Here is a 15075-nt window from a genome sequence, read left to right as displayed (position 1 = left end):
AATGACAAACAGTAATTCCGAGGCACTGACTTATTTGCAAAATCCCTTTTGGGATTTTTCAATTTCGACTTACGGTAATTCTCGTGTTCAGGAGATTACGCACTCATTGCAGGATAACGAGGGCGCCAACGTCAACTTGTTACTCTATTGCTGCTGGCTTGCTTTTTATGTTGAAAGATTATCTCAGGAAAAATTCAACAAAGCCTGTCAGACTGTATTTGCATGGCAACAGGAAGTCACTTCAAATTTACGTCAGGCGAGACGTGCTATTACTGAATTGGGAAAAGAAAATAAGGCATGGGTCGATCGTTATTTAAAGCAGGTCTTAAACGTAGAAATATTTTCTGAATCCTATCAACAGCAGCTACTGTTTGCCGCCGTGCAGGATAAACATACTCAAGCGAATGGGAGTGATATCAATCTGGCAACTAATTACCTGGTGTGGCTGTTTGAATTAATGGGAAGACCAATAAAAGAAGAACATAGACAGTTGTTTAGTGAGTTAGCCAATGAAATTAGTTTCATCATTAAATAATGAATCATAAGATCCAGTTTTAACAGAGTCGTCCTTGTAAACGTAGTGATGCCCCCTACGTGCCTCGGCTTGTCCAAGGCATCCAGCAAATGCTTATGGATTCCGTGAGCAAGTCGCGGTACGTAGCAGGTAGTAAGTGACGTTCTGTCAAATTTATCGAGACTGCTCTTTTAAAGCCCGTCGCAGTATTTTCCCGACATTTGTTTTCGGTAGCTCGTCAACAAACTCAACGATTTTAGGGATCTTATAACCTGTCAGATGTTCTCTGCAGTGCTCAATGACCTGTTCTGCTGTCAGGGCAGGATCGCGTTTGACAATAATGGCTTTCACCCGCTCACCACTTTCTTCATGCTGAACGCCAATAACACCTACTTCATGTACGCCAGGCATCATCCCGATGACTTGTTCTACCTCATTGGGATAGACATTAAAACCGGAAACTACAATCATATCCTTTTTCCGATCAATAAGATAAACGAAACCGTTTTCATCGATTTGCGCCATATCACCTGTACGTAAAAACCCGTCTTCAGTCATCACCAGAGCAGTTTCATCCGGACGCTGCCAATATCCAGCCATAACCTGGGGGCCTCTGACGCAGAGCTCGCCTGTTTGATTGAATCCAAGCTCCACACCGTCGTCATTACGTATCGATACTTCAGTCGAGGAAATGGGTAAACCAATGCTGCCATTGTAATCTTCCATATACATTGGATTAATGGTTACCGCGGGACATGTCTCGGTTAATCCGTAGGCTTCGAGAATACGGCTTTTGGTCAGCTCGACCCATTTCAAAGCAACGGCTTTTTGTAAAGACATTCCGCCGGAGAGCGCCAGTTTTGACTTGCTGAAATCAATTTCATGGAAAGCGGGATTATGCATCATCGCATTAAACAGAGTGTTAACACCTGTAATCGCTGTAAACTGGATATTTTTAATTTCCTTGATAAAGTGGGGAATATCTCGCGGATTAGTAATCAGAACATTCTTCGCTCCGGCCTTTAAAAAGGTCAGACAATTGGCTGTCAGTGAAAAAATGTGATAAAGCGGCAGGGCGGTAACGATAATGTCCTGCTCACCCACATCCATTGGGCTAATCCAGGTATAGGCCTGCAGCACATTGGCAACCATATTTCCATGAGTCAGCATGGCACCTTTGGCCACCCCTGTTGTTCCACCGGTGTATTGCAGAAATGCAATATCATTGTGATTCAGATCAACAGGCTGCATCGTTTTGCCGCTGCCTTGACTCAGAGCTTCGTTAAAACTGATGGCCTGAGGCAAGTGGTATGCTGGAACCATTTTTTTAATGTATTTAACAACGGCATTCACAATAATCCGCTTAACAAATGGAAGCAAATCACCAATTTGGGTGACGACTATATGTTTAAGCATTGTATGCGGCAAGGCTTTTTCCACCGTTTTCGCAAAATTAGCCAAAACAACAATGACCTCAGCTCCAGAATCATTCATCTGATGAATCAGTTCATCGGCAGTATAGAGCGGATTGGTGTTAACTACCATATAACCGCCGCGTAGGGCGCCAAATAATGCAACCGGATATTGAAGCACGTTAGGCATCATAATAGCGACGCGTGCGCCTTTTTTTAAACCCAGTTGTTGCAGATAAACCGTAAACTCGTTGCATTTCCTGTTTAATTCTTCATATGTTATACCGTGCCCCAGATTTTCATAGGCAATTTTATCAGCATGCTTGTTGCAGGCTTCGTCGAATAACTGTGCCAAAGAACTATATTCATTAATATCAATTTCTGCGGGCACACCTTTCTGATAATTTTTAAGCCACACTTTCTCCACAATAGTGTCCTTCTGTTATCTGTCCTCTCGTGTTAGTATAAACAAAAAATGCGACGCTGGATATCAGAACAATGATAGATAATTTATTGAAATCTCAGGCTTTTAAACTAAAAGGACGGTTATACACTTTTACGGTGATCCAATTATTATCCACGGACAAGACTCTTTTTGTTCACCAATTAAATGAAATGATAGCAAAAGCACCCAGACTGTTCGACAATACTCCTGTTGTATTGGATTTTAGTCAGCTGAATAACCAATCCATAGATCTGGATGCTTTTTACCAGGAATTAAGAGAACATAATCTTTTTCCGGTAGGAGTCCAGGGCGCTGATCCCCTGGTTTCCACTGTGGCCCAATGCAAGGGTATGGCTGTTTTGCATGCCTCTATGAATCATGATAAACCGCTCCTCGATGAGCAGCCTGAAGAAGTACCTCATCATGAGAATTCCAAAAGCAAATTATTGACGACTCCTGTTCGATCTGGTCAGCAAGTAGTGAGCAAGGGAGGCGATTTGATTATTACCGCATCGGTAAGCCATGGAGCTGAGTTGCTTGCTGATGGAAATATTCACGTATATGGCACACTCAGGGGACGCGCTCTTGCGGGTATATCAGGCGATAAAACAGCTCGTATTTTCTGTCAGGCTCTTGAGGCCGATCTGGTGTCTATCGCGGGCTTTTATCGTCTTAGCGATGCAATTGAGCCTAGTACAGCCCCTTGTCAAATCTATCTTCAGGACGAGCACATTCACATAGAACCCCTATGCTAGAAGCTGTTTTTATTTCCGATTTGCATCTGCATCCTGGCGATAATGATATCGCCAGGCGTTTTGAAACATTTCTTAACTGGATAAAAAATAATCCCTGTCGTAAGTTATATATTCTTGGTGATTTTTTCCATGCCTGGGCAGGTGATGATGGTATGAATCCCTGGAGCGAGAAGATTGCCGGGTCGCTAAGAGAGTTAAGATCTATTGGCATTCATACCTATTTCATGCATGGCAACAGGGATTTTTTGATTGGTCATCAATTTATTGAAAAAGCATCTCTCCAGTTACTTGCTGATCCATGCATCATCCAGTTGGACGGACAAGCCATCTTATTATCACACGGCGATCGCTATTGCACGCTGGATAAGGCTCATCAACGCTTTCGACGTCTAACCCGAAACAAATTGTTTCGCTTTCTTTTTCTAAGTCTGCCTTTAAGTACCAGGAATCGAATGGTTGAGCGCGTTCGTCAGCAAAGTAAGTCAAATCGTTCTTTAAGCTACGAATCAATGGACGTGGTTGCTGATGACTGTATTAAAGAAATGCAATTTCAAAAAACCCCCATCCTGGTACATGGGCACACTCACAAGCCAGGTCTCAGCGAATACCTGATGCCTGATCATTCGATGCTGAGACGGTTTGTGTTAAGCGACTGGGATAATACCCCAAAGATTTTAAGTTTTGATAGTGTTAAGGGTCTGAGTTTTATTAGTTTAGAATGAGAACGTAAATGCCTAATGTAAAGAAATCGAAAAAAAGTTTAAATTCTATAATTCCCGATCATTTTACAGGATATTCTAGTGCAAAAATTGATCATTCATGTCTTGATGGATATGTTATTATTTATTAATAGAGTAACATTTAGACAGCCGAACCTTGCTTAGAGGATAGATTATGAGTACGAATGAAAAAGAGATAGAAAAACGCCTGCGTGAAGAAATTATTGCTAAGGAAAATGCCAGTATTCAGGCAACTTACGAAGCAAAAAAACGCATTGCCGCGGAAACTGACTGGGCTAATTCCCAACCTTACTGGAAGGAGGTTGATGACAAGGCGACTCATTTAATGGACCGGAGTATGGAAGGGTTCACCGAATGGTCAACAGGAGCATCAGAGCTGGTGAATGCGTTTATGAAATTAAATATTGCACTGCGAGTGACTTTTGCCAATAGCCACCCGGTAGAAAACGCAATTATATGGCTTGGTGGAAAAGCGATGGACGTCGTCAAAGCAGGTGCGGAGAAAGTTGGAATTTATACACCTCAACCTGAAGAAGCCGTTGATTATGCCGTTAATTTTGATGCTGATGGCAAATTAACTACTCATCTGCGATATAAAGATGAAGAGTTTACTAAAGAACAGAAAGATCTAGTGGATACAGGATTAATGGTCTGGTTAAAGAAAAATGGATTTAAAAGAGAACCTGATAACACCATTAAAAATGTAGCAACAGGTAAGCCCATGACGCAAGATGACTATATCAAGATGAATGCGGATAGTAAGAACGGATTAAGAGCACACTTTGTAAAACATTTCCAAATGGCTTTTAATAATGTGAACGAGAATACAGAGGAAAATACAAGCAGACCGTCTATGAGATAGGCTTGGAGATCGTCTCTCCCCTAAGGGGAGAGAGTTAGAGAGAGGGGTTTAAAATCAACCGTCAACTTAGCCTCACTGCCATTAAGTAAGCTCAATTGTACATTAAGCTGTCATCCCGCGAAAGGAGGGGATCCATCTCTGAGCTGGCTATAATGCCGATTGAGGAATGAATTCCCGCTTTTCGCGGGAATGACAAAATTCCTTAACTGAATAGCACCTCGCTCTCTCCCAACTTGGGAGAGGGTATTTCTTATAAATACAGCAAATTCAAACCGGAATACCGCTGTGGAAGCGAAATAACTCATCTCTATCTGTTATGATCTTATTCTCTATCTCAAGAAAAAACTGCAAGCGTGGCTCAACATTTTTGCCATATAAATGAGCCAGTTTCAGATAGTCCTGAAAATGACGCGCTTCGGATTTAACCAGCGACGAATAAAAGCGGCTTAAAACCGGATCATCCAGTAAAGGAACCAGAGCATAAAACCGTTCACAGGAACGTGCCTCAATGATTGCTCCTACTATCAACTGGTCTCTCAGACGATCAAAGCCTCCCCCTTTAGTTACATGAGCATGTAGTTTCTGGGCATAATTACATGACTGTAAAGGGCCGAAAGAATAGTTTCGTTCCCGCATCAAATCGAGTACTTTTTCAAAATGCAATAACTCCTCGCGAGCCAGAGGAGACATCGTTCTAACAAGCTCAGCCAGCTCTGGATATTTGCTGATAAAATTAATCGCAGTGGCTGCGGCCTTACGTTCGCAATGGGCATGATCCAATAACAGCAAAGGAATATTATTTAAGGCTGCGTCCAGCCACTCGGCGGGGGTAGGTGTTTGTAAAAAATCAATTAAAATTTGCAAATCATTGGAAATAGGGCTTAGCATGGGGGTATTCTATAATTCAAAATATGCCTTATAACATAGATGTATTATGTCCTCAATTGGCGATCCTCCGAGTTTTCTAATTGAGATTCACTGGTTACAATTTTAATTGGACGCATCATGAGCGAAGAAAAAACAGAAAATGATTTATCCAAATGGTTTTCAAGCTATGGAATAATTACCGCCAAGCGGATATTGGAAAATTATAAGATAAAGCTGGCTGATGAAGATTTACTCTATGCATTGAAAACACCAAACAATTTCTATCATACGCTGATGCGCATGCCTTTAAAAAATGTGTTCAATGGCATCATTATGCAGCAAGCGAGAGACTATCAGCTTTATGCGCAGAAATTGTTCATCGATTACCTTCTCTCCGGTGAGACAGGAAAAGTTGAGGAAGCTCCAGGCGGCGCCACCAGAGAGGATCTGGAGGCGGAACGTCAAACCCTTTTAAAGATTAACGATGCATTTCATATCGATGAACTGGCTCAAGAACAGTTAATATCAGAAAGTCAGAAAAAACTCAGATACTACGCTGAAGAATGGCAAAAGAAAGTACAAGCAATGGCAAAGGAAATTAACCAGGAATTCGCTTCCCAAGGCATTCATGAATCTGATAACTCAGTTGCGCAATTCCTCACCAGCCTCCTGGTCCATTACGATTTTACCAAAGGAGACAACTCCATTAGCAAGGACGTTTGGACCAGAGTCGAAACAAGCCTCGGAATCACTCTGGATGCAGAGCAGCACCGGCAAATTTTAGGTCGAATCAGCGCATTAAAACCGGTAGTAATTGCTGCGGAACAGGATTTGGAGGAATACTTCGATCGAGTCATTGGGATGGGAGTTAAAATGAAAGACTACCGCAGTGTTTTTCATGATCTTATTATACGCATCAATGAATTAATCAAATTGCTTCCGGATTACAAGCCGGATGTAGCGCAGGTTCAGGAGAATCAGGAATCTTTATTATTTGATGCCAGTTTAGGCGAAGATGAGAAATAAGAAGAATTTCCAAAGAATTTCGTGTATAATAGCGCGCTTTAATGAGAACTGAATGGAGTGACGATGTCAACTGAATTAACCCTTTCCATTATCAAGCCCGATGCGGTTGCCAAATCGGTTATCGGTCAAATCTACTCACGATTTGAAGAAGCAGGCCTTAAAGTAGTTGCTGCAAAAATGGCACATTTGACCAAAGAGCAAGCCGAAGGGTTTTATGCTGTTCATAAAGCACGCCCATTTTTCAACGATTTGGTGAGCTTCATGATTTCTGGTCCTGTTATGATTCAGGTTTTAAAAGGCGACAACGCGGTCATGAAAAATCGTGATCTGATGGGTGCAACAAACCCTAAAGAAGCTGCTCCAGGAACGATTCGTGCTGACTTTGCTGACAGCATCGACGCTAATGCAGTACATGGTTCTGACAGTGTTGAAAACGCTGCTACTGAAGTTGCTTTTTTCTTTGAACCTCATGAAATTTGCGACAGATAATTCTGTTTTCAATTCGCACGAGCTCCTGATTAGGAGCTCGTGAACACGGCCCAGTTAATTTCTGATAAACTTTATAAATGCTGCGAAGCGCGCCTTATCTTTTGAGGTTGTCATGACTAGTAAGATCAACTTGTTGAATTTTAATTATCAGCAAATGCAAAACTTTTTTTTAGAACTTGGCGAAAAAAAGTTTCGCGCGCAGCAAGTCATGCAATGGATTCATCAGGCGGGTTATCATGATTTTGCTCAAATGACCAATCTTGGAAAGGCTTTGCGCGAACGTCTTTCTCAAATTGCTGAAATCAAACTTCCCGAAATAGTTGCCTGTCAGCAGTCAAAAGATGGTACCTGCAAATGGCTTTTAAAGCTGGACTGCGGTAATTGCATTGAAACCGTTTTTATACCTGAAGCCAATCGAGGAACTCTCTGCGTCTCATCACAGGTTGGATGTGCCTTGAATTGCAGTTTCTGTTCCACAGCAAAGCAGGGATTTAACAGGAATTTAAGCACTGCTGAAATTATTGCTCAGGTATGGTTGGCTGTAAGAAGCTTGTCTAAAAATGATGGACATCATGATAAACATATAACCAATGTCGTTATGATGGGAATGGGCGAGCCCTTGCTGAATTTTGATAATGTAGTTGCGGCAATGGACATCATGATGGATGACCTGGCCTATGGACTTTCCAAGAAACGGGTAACCCTGAGCACATCCGGTGTATTACCTGATCTGGAAAGATTACGCGAAGTCAGCCCGGTAGCTCTGGCTGTATCATTACATGCACCTAATGATGAATTGAGAAATGTGCTTGTTCCAATCAATAAAAAATATCCCCTTGAACAGTTGATGAAGCTTTGCAAGTCGTATTTTAAAAATGAGCCAAAGCGCAAAGTGACATTTGAATATGTGATGCTCAAAGGGGTGAATGATCAGCCTGAACACGCGAGACAGCTGGTTAAACTACTCAAGGATATTCCATCAAAGGTGAATCTGATTCCTTTTAATCCCTTTCCCTTAACCCAGTATGAACGGTCTTCCAAGGAGGCAATTGATGCGTTTCGGGACATATTGGTGTCCAAGGGAATTAACACCATTACAAGAAAAACACGAGGCGATGATATTGATGCCGCCTGCGGACAACTCGCTGGAGAGGTGAAAGATCGCACCACGCGTTCGCAACGATGGCAAAAACTGCATTTTCAATCCAAAGAGGAAGCAGTCAGTCAAAACGAAAATCAAAGCTAAGTCTTTTTAAATTGCGTTATTCGCGGTTATAATGGGCGCTCTTTATCATAGTGGTGAAAAAAATTGTGTTAATCTGTTCACGGCTTTTATTACTGACTCTTTTTTCGTTGCTCATATCTTGTCAACACAGCTCAGAAATTCAGGCTGAAAAAAAACTGGAGACACAAAAACGTAATGATGCGTCCTCCTATAACGTTCAGTTGGGAATGGCATATCTGAAGCAGGGTGATATTCCGAGAGCTAAACGAAAACTACTAATGGCTCTGGATTTAACTCCAAATTCACCGGACGTCAACGCCGCTATGGGATATTATCTTGAGAAGACGGGTGATAAGGCTCAGGCGAAAACCTATTATCTGAAAGCGCTTGCAGCAGCACCGCAAAATGGCTCCCAGCTAAATAACTATGGCGCATTCCTGTGTCGTGAAGGTCAATATCAGCAAGCAGAGCAATATTTTCTTAAAGCCGTCAAAGATGTTCAATATGTTCATACTGCCGGAGCCTACGAAAATGCAGGGCTTTGTGCAGAGCAAATCCCTGATTTTCCAAAAGCTGAACATTATTTTATAAAAGCACTGGAGCATGATTCTCAGCGCAAACAGTCGCTTTATGAATTAGTTAATTTAGAGATTAAACGCAATAAAACCGAAAAAGCGCTTACCTATTTAGAGCAATATAAGGATTTAGTGAACAGCGATACGGTCCTTTTAACAAAAGCAATGGACGCGGCTCATGAAGCAGGACGCTTCGACATGGAAGAAAGCTATAAACAACGTCTTAGCAAGTTGGAACAACCAGCGGACTATACCGGAGCAAAAAATGAATACGACAACATTAACGGATGAAGTTAATCAAATCAATCAGGAACTTCCTGGTTCACAATTAGCTCGTATACGTGAAAAAAAGGGCTTTAGTCAGGAATATGTAGCCGGAAAACTTCATCTCAGAGTACGTGTAATTGAGTTACTCGAGGCTGATAATTATGAGCAGATGCCTGAACCGGTATTTATCAAAGGTTATCTGCGCGCTTACGCAAAATTATTGGGGATTTCACCGGAACCTTTTCTGTCAACCTATAACAGTTTATTTAACTCCGAACGCAAGCTGGAAAAAGCCTTATGGCAAAGTAGACGCGAATCCAACCGTAAAGAGAAAGTGGTCCGCTGGATAACTATGATTGTTGCCTTGGCAGCAGTGATTTCTGTAAGTCTCTGGTGGCAAAAAAATAAAACAAATCAAACGGTTATTTCTACTGAAAAAGTATCTGAAGAGAAGCCTATGGCTGTCAATACAGAAGCTGATACCAAATTAACTGAACTGTCACAAATGCAATCCATGTTTAGCAATGATTCAGACAGCAGCGCTTCGGAGGTCCAAGGTGGTTGAAAAAATCCAGGCCATCAGAGGCATGAATGATGTTTTGCCCCAGCAGAGTGCTGCCTGGCAAAGACTTGAAGAACAATTCAAATATTGCATGTCCCGCTATGGTTATCAGGAAATCCGTTTTCCAATCGTAGAGTCTACTCAATTATTTAAACGATCTATCGGTGAAATTACTGATATCGTTGAAAAAGAAATGTATACATTCAACGACTTAAACGGAGAGAGCATCAGTTTACGGCCAGAGGGAACGGCAGGCTGCCTGAGAGCATGCCTCGAACATGGGTTATTACACAATCAGCAGCAGAAGCTCTGGTATACAGGACCAATGTTTCGCCATGAAAAACCTCAAAAGGGACGTTACAGACAGTTTCATCAGTTTGGCGTCGAAGCACTGGGTATGCCTGGACCTGCAATTGAACTGGAGCTGATCGCTCTTTGTTTTCGCTTGTGGCGTGAGCTTGGAATACAGGATCATGTCAAGTTACAGATTAATAGCCTGGGTGAAATCAGCGAAAGGCAGCGCTACAAGGAAATTCTCAGCAATTATTTAAATCAGCATTTTGAATGTCTTGATGAGGACAGCAAACGCCGATTATATAAAAATCCATTGCGAATTCTGGATAGTAAAAATCCAGAGATGCAAGAACTGCTATCAAATGCTCCAAAATTGGGCGATTCCCTTGGAGAAAAAAGCAGCCAGCATTTTTCAACGCTTTGTGATGGTCTTGAGCGCCTGGGAATTCCATACACCATAAATCCTCAGCTTGTCAGGGGGCTTGATTATTATGGCCATACTGTTTTTGAATGGGTCACAGACAAGCTTGGCAGTCAGGCCACTGTTTGTGCCGGTGGACGTTATGATGCTTTAGTTGAACAATTAGGCGGAAATCCTGCTCCGGCAGTGGGTTTTGCTATTGGTGTTGAACGAATGCTGTTATTATTGGAAACTCTTGACCTTAGCTTGCCAGTACCCGCTTACCCCAGCTTTTTTATCGTAGCGACAGGTGAAAAAGAATTGTTACAGGCTCTGGTTATCGCAGAACAATTAAGAGCGACAAACCCGGAGTGGCAGGTATTGACGAATACTGCAGGCGGCGGTTTTAAGAGCCAGTTTAAAAAAGCAGATAAGAGCGGTGCTGATTATGCCATCATTATTGGAGAGAATGAGTTACTTAATAATGAGGTCAGTATTAAAAACCTGCGTAATCAGGAAGAGCAGATCACAGTTTCACAAACTGCCTTGGGCCAATTTTTAACAGATCATCTTGGATGATGACAGGAGAAGATAATGTCAGTGTACATGACAGAAGAAGAACAGTTAGAAGCAATTAAGAAATGGTGGAATCGCTACAGCACTCTGATTACTATAGTGCTTTCTGTTATTCTGCTGGCCGTATCCGCTTATAAGTATTGGAACTGGCATGTTGAAAAGGTCAACATGCAGGCATCCAACGCTTATGAGCACATGATGGTTGCTTATTCCAATAAGGATAATAAATCAATCAAATCCTATGCGAATGATCTGATAACCAATTATAGTGAAACGGTCTATGCAGATGCTGCACGCATGATTTTGGCTAAATTGCTGACTGCTCATAACCATTTTGGCAAAGCACGCACAATGCTTGAGGGCGTGGCCTCCCATTCCAAAATGAAAGCCTTGAAACAGGTTGCCCGCATTCGCATTGCACGCCTTCTGGCTGCTGAAAAAAATTATGACAAGGCGCTTGAGGAGTTGACATCGGTAGACGATGCCGCCTATATGCCTGTTATCAATGAACTGAAGGGAGATATTTTTGCGGCAACGGGTCACTACCAGCAGGCAATTACTTCTTATAAAGAGGCGATTACAGAGGTGAGGACACATGGCATAGGCAATTTGTTTTTGGAAATGAAAACAAATGAGTTAGCCGCATTATCTCAATCAAGCGTAACAAAAAGTAATTTACAGGCTGCATAGAATAAAGAGGTCCTATGTTTAAAAAAAGTTTATTATTAGTTGTAATTTCGGCTTTGAGTGCCTGCTCTACGGTAGATGATTACCTTTTAGGTAAAGATAATACCCCTGTTCCCAATGAACTTGAGCCAATTAAGCCCAAAGTCGCTTTAACTGAAAAATGGTCTGTTCCTGTCAGCCATGCCAAGCACTCAGGTAATTATCTTAAATTACAACCCGTTATCGTTGGAAATACGATATATACAGCGGATGCCAGTGGCTCAGTTGAAGCAATCGACAAAAAAAATGGAAAAATCCTTTGGTCACGTAAGCTGGACAATGTGTTAGTTAGCGGCCCAAGTATAGGCGCTGGCTACATTGCAGTGGGTACTGAAAATTCCAAAGTGATCGTTCTAAAACAGGCTGACGGTAGTGACGGTTGGCAGGCCAGTGTATCGGGTGAAGTATTGTCCAAGCCTGTGATTGCTCAAGGTAAAGTGCTGGCAAAAACCATTGATGGTAACTTGTACGCTTTCAACCTGGTTTCCGGCGAACAATTATGGGTATCTGATCATGGCGCACCAGGTCTGGTATTGAAAGCCAGTTCATCTCCGGTGGTAGTGAACAATCAAACCGCATTAGTAGGCTACTCCGATGGGAAAATGGATGCGGTAGATATTCAAACAGGGCATGTCATCTGGCAACGTAGTATTGCATTTGCCAGTGGTGCCAGTGATGTCGAGCGTCTGGTAGATATCGACGCGGATCCCATCGTTGAAGGGCAAACAGTTATTTTAGGCAGCTATCAGGGTTATGTCGGTGCATTTTCTCTCTCTGATGGCCAGTTTATATGGAGAAAACCAGCCTCCATTTATAAGAATATGACAGTACAAGGCAACACGCTCTATCTGACTGATAGTGAGGATGTCGTTTGGGCTATTAATAAGCAAAACGGGCAGGTGAACTGGAAACAGGTCGCATTGAAAGCACGTGGCTTAACGGAGCCGGTGATCTCGGGCGACCGTTTACTGATTGGTGATAAAACGGGGATGCTGCATGTTCTTTCAGCTCAGTCAGGGGAATTTATTTCGAGAGCTCAGGTAGGAAGTGCAATTACTTCAACACCAAGTGTTTCAGGTAAAGATGTGTATGTTATGACCAATAACGGCAAATTAAGCCGATTTTCAGTAGGGTAAGCATGATTCCAGTGGTTGTATTAGTGGGCAGGCCTAATGTAGGCAAGTCCACTCTGTTTAATCGGTTAACGAAGACTCAGGACGCCTTAGTGGCGGATTACCCCGGGTTAACTCGAGATCGGCAGTATGGTCAGGCAGAGTTTGGAGACAAATCATTTATCATTGTTGACACAGGCGGGGTAGGTGTCGAGGATTTGGCTGTGGATGCCTTAATGTCCAAACAATCGGCAATGGCTCTTGAAGAAGCCAATGTCATTCTTTTTCTGGTGGATGCCAGAGATGGACGAACAGGAATTGACGAAACAATCGCTGTTCAGCTGCGCAAACTGGGCAAGCCTGTCTATCTTGTTGTAAATAAAATTGATGGTCTTGACGAAGAAATTGCCATTTCAGAATTTCAGCAACTGGGTTTTTCTGATATCTATCCCATTTCGGCAACTCATGGACGAAACATGTCCGATCTATTGCATGATTTAACAGCTGATTTTAATGCTGTCGAGTCAAATCTGGATAATGAGAATCCAAACGAGATTAAAATTGCATTTGCTGGCAAACCCAATGTTGGGAAGTCTACCTTAATCAACCGCATACTGGGCGAAGAACGGGTTGTTGTTTACGATATGCCTGGAACGACTCGTGACAGCATATCAATCCCCTTTGAGCGAGATGAGCAACGCTATATATTAATTGATACAGCTGGAGTTCGCCGCCGAGCGCGGGTTGATGAAAAAATTGAGAAATTCTCGGTTATTAAAACTTTACAGGCTATAAAAAACTCGCATGTCTGTTTAATGCTAATTGATGCAAAAGAAGGTCTAACCGAGCAGGATATGCATATTCTGGGCTTTATTATAGAAGCCGGGAAGGCGCTAGTTATCGCAGTCAATAAATGGGATGGATTGGAGGAGGATCATAAGGAGCATGTTCGTAGTGAAATCGGACGACGTCTCCATTTTGCAAATTTTGCCAAAATCCGTTTTATTTCTGCATTGCATGGCAGTGGAGTCGGTTTACTCTTTAAAGATATTAAAGAGGCTTTCGCGTCTGCAGTACAAGCGTTCTCAACGCCCAAGCTCACCCGGTTGTTACAGGATATTGTTAGCCAGCATGAGCCGCCTTTGGTTCAGGGGAGACGTATCAAACTGCGGTACGCACATGCAGGAGGACATAATCCTCCTATTATTGTTATTCATGGAAATCAGCTTGAATCTTTACCAGGCAGCTACAAACGGTATCTGACTAATGCCTTTGTAGAACATTTAGGCTTGATCGGCACTCCATTGAAACTAGAGTTTAAGAGCAGTTCCAATCCCTTTAAAGATAAGAAAAATAAACTGACTGACCGACAGATAAAGAAGAAAAGACGCCTGATGAAAAAAGTCAAAAGCAAATAAATTTTCTCTGGAGCCTTGATTAGTAAACTATATCGGGCTTCGGTTTGGCTTTTGATTTTTTTTTTTAACTTCCAAATGCAAAATCTGGCACTTGATTTTTTCCGTTTTAAGGACTATCTTTTATTGTGCAATGCAACAAAACGGGGATTGTCATGATTATGGAAAATTATATAAATCAGCTAAATCAATTTGCAAGGCAGATTCAAAAGCCTATGGAAGAAATGATGCAATTGAATATCAAAACCTTACAGTCATTCCAACCTTTTAAAGCAGAAAATTTACAAAAAATCGAACGTCCTGAAATGATTTGGGAAAGACAAATCTTTGCCCTGATTGATTCTGGACACAAGTGGCTTGATTATGTTGAAAAATCGTATGAAATATCTGAACGGGCCATGCTCCAATTGTTGAAAGGACTTGGTCAAATGAGAGAAGAATCAAAAGCAGGGAAAAGTGCCTTTGATACCGCCATGTCAAACATGAGTCAATTTAACCCAATGACCGCCTGGCAAAATACGGCAAAGCAAGTACTGGATCCAGCTGCAATGGAGGGTATCGATCCAACTCAGATAGTTCGTGAGGTTGCTGAGGCCGCTGGAATGCCACAATATAAGAAAGAGGTATCTAAGCCTGAGGGCAATGGCTCTATGAGTCAGAACAAGCCCGGTAAACGCTCAGAAAGAGCTGATAAGAAAGACAAACACTAGACTTTTTTTGTACGTCGTTGCTGCAAGACAAAATAAGTAACCGTCTTTGCGAGCGTCAGCGAGGGCAATCCAGTTCCTATCTTCGTTCAAGGTTTGATCTGGA

Annotated in this window: 16 protein-coding genes; 14 read left to right on the top strand and 2 right to left on the bottom strand. The window is 42.2% G+C overall.

All coding sequences use genetic code 11. The features are described from left to right. The first annotated feature begins 1 nt into the window (after position 1). Positions 2 to 535, top strand: coding sequence for a TIGR02444 family protein (locus tag DYH61_RS07675; protein WP_058508310.1), 534 nt, complete (start codon positions 2 to 4; stop codon positions 533 to 535). Positions 536 to 688: 153 nt separating this feature from the next. Here the strand turns inward: DYH61_RS07675 and DYH61_RS07670 are convergent, their stop codons facing one another. Then, complete coding sequence (locus DYH61_RS07670; RefSeq protein WP_058508309.1) at positions 689 to 2353, bottom strand: AMP-binding protein; 1665 nt, start codon at positions 2351 to 2353, stop codon at positions 689 to 691. A gap of 71 nt (positions 2354 to 2424) precedes the next feature. Between DYH61_RS07670 and minC the strand changes: the two genes are divergently transcribed. The 3 genes from minC to DYH61_RS07655 all read left to right on the top strand — a co-directional run bounded on the left by minC (position 2425) and on the right by DYH61_RS07655 (position 4728). Then, positions 2425 to 3126, top strand: a complete 702-nt coding sequence (gene minC / locus DYH61_RS07665; protein ID WP_058508308.1) for a septum site-determining protein MinC — start codon at positions 2425 to 2427, stop codon at positions 3124 to 3126. Further along, positions 3120 to 3848 (top strand): UDP-2,3-diacylglucosamine diphosphatase, encoded by a 729-nt coding sequence (locus tag DYH61_RS07660; RefSeq protein ID WP_058508307.1) that lies wholly within the window; start codon positions 3120 to 3122, stop codon positions 3846 to 3848. Before minC ends, DYH61_RS07660 begins: the two co-directional genes overlap by 7 nt. Before the next feature lie 172 nt (positions 3849 to 4020). Further along, the gene (locus tag DYH61_RS07655; RefSeq protein ID WP_058508306.1) at positions 4021 to 4728 is read left to right on the top strand and encodes a hypothetical protein; all 708 of its coding nucleotides are present in this window, start codon (positions 4021 to 4023) and stop codon (positions 4726 to 4728) included. A 267-nt stretch (positions 4729 to 4995) separates the two neighbouring features. Here the strand turns inward: DYH61_RS07655 and DYH61_RS07650 are convergent, their stop codons facing one another. Beyond that, the gene (locus DYH61_RS07650) at positions 4996 to 5616 is read right to left on the bottom strand and encodes a MiaE family protein (protein ID WP_058508305.1); all 621 of its coding nucleotides are present in this window, start codon (positions 5614 to 5616) and stop codon (positions 4996 to 4998) included. 117 nt (positions 5617 to 5733) lie between these two features. Between DYH61_RS07650 and DYH61_RS07645 the strand changes: the two genes are divergently transcribed. The 10 genes from DYH61_RS07645 to DYH61_RS07600 all read left to right on the top strand — a co-directional run bounded on the left by DYH61_RS07645 (position 5734) and on the right by DYH61_RS07600 (position 14972). Beyond that, positions 5734 to 6621, top strand: a complete 888-nt coding sequence (locus DYH61_RS07645; RefSeq protein ID WP_058508304.1) for a hypothetical protein — start codon at positions 5734 to 5736, stop codon at positions 6619 to 6621. A gap of 63 nt (positions 6622 to 6684) precedes the next feature. After that, positions 6685 to 7110, top strand: coding sequence for a nucleoside-diphosphate kinase (gene ndk / locus DYH61_RS07640; protein ID WP_058508303.1), 426 nt, complete (start codon positions 6685 to 6687; stop codon positions 7108 to 7110). Positions 7111 to 7222: 112 nt separating this feature from the next. Beyond that, positions 7223 to 8356 carry a dual-specificity RNA methyltransferase RlmN gene (gene rlmN, locus DYH61_RS07635; RefSeq protein WP_058508302.1) on the top strand — a complete coding sequence of 378 codons (1134 nt, stop codon included), beginning with the start codon at positions 7223 to 7225 and terminating at the stop codon, positions 8354 to 8356. A 65-nt stretch (positions 8357 to 8421) separates the two neighbouring features. Then, on the top strand, positions 8422 to 9201 hold the full coding sequence (pilW, locus tag DYH61_RS07630) for a type IV pilus biogenesis/stability protein PilW (protein ID WP_065236175.1): 780 nt from the start codon (positions 8422 to 8424) through the stop codon (positions 9199 to 9201). Continuing rightward, positions 9176 to 9742, top strand: coding sequence for a helix-turn-helix domain-containing protein (locus tag DYH61_RS07625; protein ID WP_058508301.1), 567 nt, complete (start codon positions 9176 to 9178; stop codon positions 9740 to 9742). Before pilW ends, DYH61_RS07625 begins: the two co-directional genes overlap by 26 nt. Further along, positions 9735 to 11012, top strand: coding sequence for a histidine--tRNA ligase (gene hisS / locus DYH61_RS07620; RefSeq protein WP_058508300.1), 1278 nt, complete (start codon positions 9735 to 9737; stop codon positions 11010 to 11012). The genes DYH61_RS07625 and hisS overlap by 8 nt, the downstream gene beginning before the upstream one ends. 15 nt (positions 11013 to 11027) lie before the next feature. Next, positions 11028 to 11699: a YfgM family protein gene (locus DYH61_RS07615; RefSeq protein WP_058508299.1), complete on the top strand. Its 672-nt coding sequence runs from the start codon at positions 11028 to 11030 to the stop codon at positions 11697 to 11699. A 14-nt stretch (positions 11700 to 11713) separates the two neighbouring features. Further along, on the top strand, positions 11714 to 12871 hold the full coding sequence (gene bamB, locus DYH61_RS07610) for an outer membrane protein assembly factor BamB (protein WP_058508298.1): 1158 nt from the start codon (positions 11714 to 11716) through the stop codon (positions 12869 to 12871). A gap of 2 nt (positions 12872 to 12873) precedes the next feature. Next, positions 12874 to 14265: a ribosome biogenesis GTPase Der gene (der, locus tag DYH61_RS07605; protein ID WP_058508297.1), complete on the top strand. Its 1392-nt coding sequence runs from the start codon at positions 12874 to 12876 to the stop codon at positions 14263 to 14265. Positions 14266 to 14417: 152 nt separating this feature from the next. Beyond that, positions 14418 to 14972: a hypothetical protein gene (locus DYH61_RS07600; protein WP_058508296.1), complete on the top strand. Its 555-nt coding sequence runs from the start codon at positions 14418 to 14420 to the stop codon at positions 14970 to 14972. Positions 14973 to 15075 lie beyond the last annotated feature (103 nt).

It is taken from the genome of Legionella quinlivanii, from assembly GCF_900461555.1.
GTDB lineage: Bacteria > Pseudomonadota > Gammaproteobacteria > Legionellales > Legionellaceae > Legionella_C > Legionella_C quinlivanii.
Note: the sequence above shows the minus strand (reverse complement) of the source record. Positions and strands in the feature narration are given on the sequence as shown.

Excerpts from the sequence above, each read along its gene's own strand:
- DYH61_RS07650 (WP_058508305.1), bottom strand. The coding sequence starts at position 5,616 with ATGCTAAGCCCTATTTCCAATGATTTGCAAATTTTAATTGATTTTTTA.
- der (WP_058508297.1), top strand. The coding sequence starts at position 12,874 with ATGATTCCAGTGGTTGTATTAGTGGGCAGGCCTAATGTAGGCAAGTCC.
- DYH61_RS07660 (WP_058508307.1), top strand. The coding sequence starts at position 3,120 with ATGCTAGAAGCTGTTTTTATTTCCGATTTGCATCTGCATCCTGGCGAT.
- ndk (WP_058508303.1), top strand. The coding sequence starts at position 6,685 with ATGTCAACTGAATTAACCCTTTCCATTATCAAGCCCGATGCGGTTGCC.
- DYH61_RS07600 (WP_058508296.1), top strand. The coding sequence starts at position 14,418 with ATGATTATGGAAAATTATATAAATCAGCTAAATCAATTTGCAAGGCAG.
- bamB (WP_058508298.1), top strand. The coding sequence starts at position 11,714 with ATGTTTAAAAAAAGTTTATTATTAGTTGTAATTTCGGCTTTGAGTGCC.
- DYH61_RS07675 (WP_058508310.1), top strand. The coding sequence starts at position 2 with ATGACAAACAGTAATTCCGAGGCACTGACTTATTTGCAAAATCCCTTT.
- minC (WP_058508308.1), top strand. The coding sequence starts at position 2,425 with ATGATAGATAATTTATTGAAATCTCAGGCTTTTAAACTAAAAGGACGG.
- DYH61_RS07615 (WP_058508299.1), top strand. The coding sequence starts at position 11,028 with ATGTCAGTGTACATGACAGAAGAAGAACAGTTAGAAGCAATTAAGAAA.
- rlmN (WP_058508302.1), top strand. The coding sequence starts at position 7,223 with ATGACTAGTAAGATCAACTTGTTGAATTTTAATTATCAGCAAATGCAA.
- DYH61_RS07625 (WP_058508301.1), top strand. The coding sequence starts at position 9,176 with ATGAATACGACAACATTAACGGATGAAGTTAATCAAATCAATCAGGAA.
- DYH61_RS07655 (WP_058508306.1), top strand. The coding sequence starts at position 4,021 with ATGAGTACGAATGAAAAAGAGATAGAAAAACGCCTGCGTGAAGAAATT.
- DYH61_RS07645 (WP_058508304.1), top strand. The coding sequence starts at position 5,734 with ATGAGCGAAGAAAAAACAGAAAATGATTTATCCAAATGGTTTTCAAGC.